The organism is Pseudomonas orientalis, from assembly GCF_001439815.1.
GTDB lineage: Bacteria > Pseudomonadota > Gammaproteobacteria > Pseudomonadales > Pseudomonadaceae > Aquipseudomonas > Aquipseudomonas orientalis.
Genome location: NZ_JYLM01000039.1, coordinates 1 through 506, shown reverse-complemented (window position 1 = coordinate 506; position 506 = coordinate 1). Strand labels below are relative to the sequence as shown.

Here is a 506-nt window from a genome sequence, read left to right as displayed (position 1 = left end):
TACGTGAATTTTCAATTGGATATCATGGGAGTAGCCAACTGGTTTGCCGGAAGCATCGGCGATGTAGGAGAACGGAATTGAAGAGTCTCGGTGCCCCAGGGTTATGGTCCCCGAGTTCTTGATTTTTTTAAGTGTACCGGTAAGTTCGGCAGCCATCGCTGGCGTGAAGGTTAACGCCGCAGTCAGAGTAGCGCCCAGCATTGCAGGGAAGACTCGCATCAAAAGCTCCTCATAAGGGTGGGGCGAGTCTTTTTCTGACTCGCCCATCTTTGGCTCAGCGGACGTTTTCGCTGGGCTTGGCGACTTGCTTGATGTTAGTGACGGTCCAGCCAGACGGTCTGTGCATTACAGAACTCGCGCACACCGAAATGCGACAGTTCACGGCCAAAACCGCTTTTCTTTACGCCGCCGAAAGTGACGCGTGGGTCGGTTGCGCAATAGCCATTGATGAATACGCCTCCGGTTTCCAGTTCGCCCGCCAGCTTCTGGGCCAGTTCGACATTGCG

The 506-nt window shown here is 54.2% G+C and carries 1 protein-coding gene and 1 pseudogene; both read right to left on the bottom strand.

Features of this window, described 5'->3' with window-relative positions; genetic code table 11:
- Positions 1-219 (bottom strand): annotated as a pseudogene (locus TU82_RS28540) (amino acid ABC transporter substrate-binding protein); the annotation flags it as partial.
- Positions 220-314: 95 nt separating this feature from the next.
- The coding region (locus TU82_RS27395; protein ID WP_156421709.1) for an aldehyde dehydrogenase family protein at positions 315-506 on the bottom strand (192 nt) is incomplete at its 5' end.